Annotated in this window: 3 protein-coding genes and 1 pseudogene; all 4 read right to left on the reverse strand. The window is 38.8% G+C overall.

Annotated elements, in window-relative coordinates:
* A pseudogene (locus A1019T_RS13445) lies at positions 1-243 on the reverse strand (hypothetical protein); the annotation flags it as partial.
* Positions 244-277: 34 nt separating this feature from the next.
* Entirely contained in the window at positions 278-3,628 is a 3,351-nt protein-coding gene (locus tag A1019T_RS12050; protein ID WP_167366878.1) for a tyrosine-type recombinase/integrase, read from the reverse strand.
* Positions 3,621-5,003 (reverse strand): site-specific integrase, encoded by a 1,383-nt coding sequence (locus A1019T_RS12055; protein ID WP_167366879.1) that lies wholly within the window; start codon positions 5,001-5,003, stop codon positions 3,621-3,623. Before A1019T_RS12055 ends, A1019T_RS12050 begins: the two co-directional genes overlap by 8 nt.
* Positions 4,990-5,172: transposase (locus tag A1019T_RS13920; RefSeq protein WP_279626159.1), on the reverse strand; the 183-nt coding region annotated here is incomplete at its 5' end. The genes A1019T_RS12055 and A1019T_RS13920, both read right to left, overlap by 14 nt.

The following is a 5,172-nucleotide window of genomic DNA, read 5'->3' on the forward strand; positions in this document are numbered from 1 at the left end:
ATGCACAAACCGCCATAATGCTTGGGTCTGAGCAAAACTACTTTTAGTATCCATAGTTGCTTTCATACCAGCATGTAGATAACCGTTTGGGTGAGTGTGATTGTGTACGAGTTGTTGATATCGTTTGATGAGCCTCGTATCTAGCTCCATTTTATCTATGCCATACTGGAAGATTCTATCATTCTTTTTTGCTCTTTTTAAGTTGTGTAGATACCTATGAGTTTTATAGGGTGGGTTCGACATCGACGAAGTTCATTACCGTTCCTTGATTCAAAGTTTATGGCTTACTCTCATTAATACAAAGGCTCTCATCCATAACCAACATCATATGGACAAAAAACCTAAATAAAGGCGAGTATTTCCAAGTGTTTTTGCTAGATGTAAAGCTGTTAGACAGATCTGTAGCTTCTCGACTGGCAATACCTATCCTAAGTGTAGAGACAGATGGGTTTTTCTGATATCGCATACCTTTATACTCAGGCTGATTGAGTGTGGTATCTTTCAGTTGAGCATCAGTAGTTATAAGCCAGTTTTTTTCAGGTAGTAGCTGTTTTGCTATACCTATAAAGCGTTTAAAGTCTTCTATTCTTGATTCCGGGAAGGATATATAAGCCTTACTGATAGATATTTTCTGACAACAGATATCCATGAACCATTGCCAATCTTGCTTGTATTGAGTGCGCAGTAGGCTGCCATTATTTCTTAAATGTGTAAGCAGTCTATAGTCACTTTGTTCTTGAGGCTTAAGAGGACTAAGCATAATCCTCTCTACCGAGTCTGGCTTGATAAAGCGCTCTTTATCTCGAGTATTGATTATATTGCTGACTTTATAAGCACGTTTCGCTAGGGTTTTTGCATCATCGAAGTTGATATTTAGTATTGTGGCAGCTTCTTTAAGTGAAATGCCCTTATCGGATAAGCAAAGTAGCTGTTCTACAGTATTTATACCATAGCGCATAAAGAGCTCATTAGTAGTGATAGGTGTAAAATCAGAAATAAATTGAGCTGTTGTTTTCTCTATGATAAATATTGGTGATTTTCGTATGCCTTGATTGATGCTCCTAAATAATAGGCCACGGATACTAGGCAAGCTTATAGTATTATTATCAATATCAGCATGGTTCTGCACCAGCGTTTTATTTGAAAACCCTGTAATGTTATTTAGGGTCTGAGTGGGAAGCTTGATATTTGCTTGGCTAAGCTCATAAGTAGCCATTAAAGTGGCTACATGATTATAGTATTCAAAACTGCGCTGAGGGGACAAATGGCCCATAATACCAGCTAGCGCATACCAATGATCCTGGGCATCAATGTGCTCGCCTAACAGCCCGTATTTGATACGTAGCACATCATCTTCATCATAGTCTGTTAATGAAGCTATAAGATGTTCGTGGCCCATCAAGACCATAGATAGGTTAGTTATGGCAGTATGTCGAAAGCCGTGGAAAGTATGGTTAATTGCTGGATCGCCTTTTATAGTAATATCTTTTACCACTCGTTTAAAAAGTTTTAACGGCGCATGATCATGTAGTGGCTGACGATCAGAGGATAACGTAAAGATAAATCGATTAGGGTTAGTGCCAATATTGCTTTGTATAAAGTTTAAAAAAAATGTTAATTCGTCAGGCTTAAGCAGTGCAAAGACTGGCACTCGACGAATGCTACCTTGAGTTTTAGTTGAGCGATAACGGTTGGGCCTTATTACTAGGGAGGGCTGTGACTGGGATAGACCTTCAATATCATTAAACTTTAGACCCAATATTTCTTTTTTTCGCATGCCAGTTCGATAGGCTAAAATAAATATAAGCGCCAACATGTCACGCTCTAAGAGGTCTACTGAGGCTAGTATCTGATTGATAATGGCGTTATATGCTTGAGGTGATATTAATTCAGAACGGACTCGTCGCCCTTTTTGTGAGTATTCTATGCTGACTTTAGGGAACTTGTACTTGTTGCTGGCAAAGCTATGCATACGGTTGAATAACTTTGCAGAGTAACCCAAATCAGTATTGCCTCTAGTAAAAGCTTTATACTCTAAAATGTCCTCATAAAGTGTTTCAAAATCTTCTTCCTCCCACATCTCTATTGGTTGTGCCATAGTAAAATATAGCCATTCATAGCCAATAGCTTTAATGTATTTCAAAATACTTTGATTGCTAGGAGGCTTTTTTGCATTTAATAAGCTGAGTATCCAGTGTAGTAAAACACGTTCACTCAGATCCTTATATTGATTGCAGCGCTTTTCAATCCGTTCAATTAGAGTAGGTGGTTTATAACTGAGCCGCTTTTTCTTGAGTTCCTTATCTAATTTAAAGTCCTGAGTCAGCTTATCAATCAGGTCCGATTTTCTAACTTTAATTTTCTTCTTATTAGTAATGACTGTATCAGTATCATCGGATTCGTGGATATTGAGTTCAATGATATCTTTGAGCTCGTAAGTAAGTTTCACTGCTTTATAGTTTTGACTTAACAGTGTTTCAAAGTTAAACGCCTTAAGCCCAGAGGTATTTTGCCTACCTCGCAGGACGGTTACGGACGCTTGGTCGATATCGACATTATCCAACACTTCCCAGTGATAGCTTGCGTAATACATGAGCTTTGCCAAAGTAGGTATCTTGATATCAAAAGGCTCGAGCACCGGTTTCAAAGCATTTTTTAGATGATTCTTTAGTGTCTTATCAGATAATTGGCAGAGTGTTTGCTCAGTCTTTTGTGGGCTAACCTGCTGATGATAGCGTATAAGCCAACATTGACTGACTAAATCGACAATGATTTGTTTGGTGTTGTAGAGAGTTTTGCCATCTTCAGATCGCTCATTGCCGTAATATGCATATTCAAACCTTGCGGATATAAAGGTTCTTTGATGAATAAAGGGTTTATATTCTTTGTTTAGCAATGCAGCAAGCCAAGCTCTAAGCATGTTACCTTCATTTATCCCACCATAGATGATGCCTGAGAAAATTAGCCAACCTAAAATTTCATCTGGGCTGTATTCTTTAGTTTGATACCAGTGATCATGTACGGCCCGAATAACCTGATTTAACTGTTTTCCCTGCTTAATCCAGCTTTGATTCACAGTCAGTGGGTTAGGTTTGGTTGGCTTCGGTGGATGAATGATAGGATAAAAATGCTTAGCCAGCATAAAGTGTTGATTCTGAAATTCAATAAAATCGGTAACGGCAACCCCTACTTGTTTTTGTTCCTTTTTAGTTTTGAACTTCCTAGCTATTAGTGCATTGCACCGCTCATGAAATTTTTGATAGCCTACGCTAGATAGAGGCCTTAGTCTTTCATAGACTTGGTAATGGAGCTTAGAGGGATAAGAACTCCAATATAACTGCAGGCTATTAAATCCTTGTTGAGAGCTAGGTTTGAATTCAAACGAAAGGCTTTCTATAGGTGCTACTAACTCGAAAAAATTTGAGGCTGATTTTAAAAACCTTATATTGCCAGGATACTCTTTTTGTAATTGTTCCCACAGTGTTTGTAGCTCTGAGAGTATCGAGATCCGAAGCTTTTCAACCTCACTGCTTTGGTTATAAATTTCGGGGTAAGGGACATATTTCTTTTTTCGGCCATCAAATTTGGCAAGCCCATCAATTATTTTAGGAGTATTTAATTTAAGCATTACTTGGCTCTCCATAATAATGCAGCGTTTTACTTTTGACGGTGCTTAGTTCCAGTAAATTGGCAAGATGCTCCAAGAATCCTCCAACTCCTTTAATCTTTGCTTTACTAGAGGAAGACAGCTGGCCAAGCGCTTCTTGACGACCTTTCTCATGACCAATGACTGTATTAATCAGTGCAAGATTAACTCCATACTTCTCTAGCTGTGTTCTAACAAAATGACGAGTCCAATAGGGGTCAGCGTCGAGTATATCTTGAGTCATCCGATAAGCATCACCTCGCTTAATATTATCTAAGCCATCTGTACTGTCTGATAATAGTCTTAGTAAAGCAACGTCCTCTCCAAGACTGATTGCATCGACACACTCGCTTATCTCATACTTTAAGGGATTGCGTAGCTGATAATCTATGAGGTAGGCCTTGTAGTCTGTTAAGTACCGTACTAGGGTAGGGCATAGGGGTACAAGCCTATGGTTTTGAACATTTTTGCTGGGCTTGTCATAAACTAATAGCCACCCTGTTTCCAGATCGATATCTGATATCGTACCAATGCTATTGTTTGGGCGTACTCCTGTTAATGTGCAAAATATAAACCAGACTAAAATGCTTGTCCTATTAAAGTGGATATCAGGATTTGGGCTGTTCCTAACCCATGCTTTAAGCTCATTCATAAAGTTATGAACATAATCGACTTTAAAAGCAAACGCTGACCCTAATGTGTATTTATGCCAAGCGGTTATGTACGATAGATCAAAGTCTTTATTTGCATTTAATTTATTTAAAGCGGCTTTATAGTGAGTAATCAACTCTTCACTCGTATGACTGCTGTAGTACATTGCAGGCGCATGGGAAGCAGGTACTCGGCAAATAATATCTGCAATATGAGAATGGCAGTTAGGGGTGTATCGAGAAAGGATAACGTGAAGCGCAGTTTCTACTCTATTTATTGACAGATATGGTAATTGCAGAGAGGTGCGCAGCGTTGATAAGTAGGCAGTTAACGCCTCTTTTGTGGGAAGTTGATTTGATGAGAGGTGATCAATTAACCAAACTGGTAGTGGTATTTTGACCTCATCAAATTCGTTCTCGAAGATTGCGTTATCAAACTTCTTGGACCTTTTGGTAACACCCAAGTGGTGCTTAATGTAAGCGCGACTAATGCCGACACTAAAGACACTGGGCTGATCGATATATCCCGGCATCATTAAAGACTTAACAGGTAGGCCTGTAAGCATTGAGAGTAATAACAGACTAGCTGTACCTTTGTCACCCTCTTTAGCGGCTGCTTTGGCATCATGACTTAGTCTACTAAATAAGCCTTGATATCCTGCCAAGGATAATATTCGTGTATAGTCATAGCCCTTAAAAACAGTCACACAGCCAAAGAAAATAGAAGAATAACGTATCGATACAATCTATTCCCCAATCTTGACGCTTTTTCTTAACCCAAGCCCAAGTTTGCTCAATAGGGTTTAAGTCAGGACTATAAGGCGGTAACCATAGAATAGTGTGTCCTGAATCTTCAATGATTTTTTGAATATCAAG

The organism is Psychrobacter piechaudii (assembly GCF_900162825.1).
Classification (GTDB): Bacteria; Pseudomonadota; Gammaproteobacteria; order Pseudomonadales; family Moraxellaceae; genus Psychrobacter; species Psychrobacter piechaudii.

Coding starts and splice junctions, on each gene's coding strand:
- A1019T_RS12050 (WP_167366878.1), bottom strand. CDS start 3,628: ATGCTTAAATTAAATACTCCTAAAATAATTGATGGGCTTGCCAAATTT.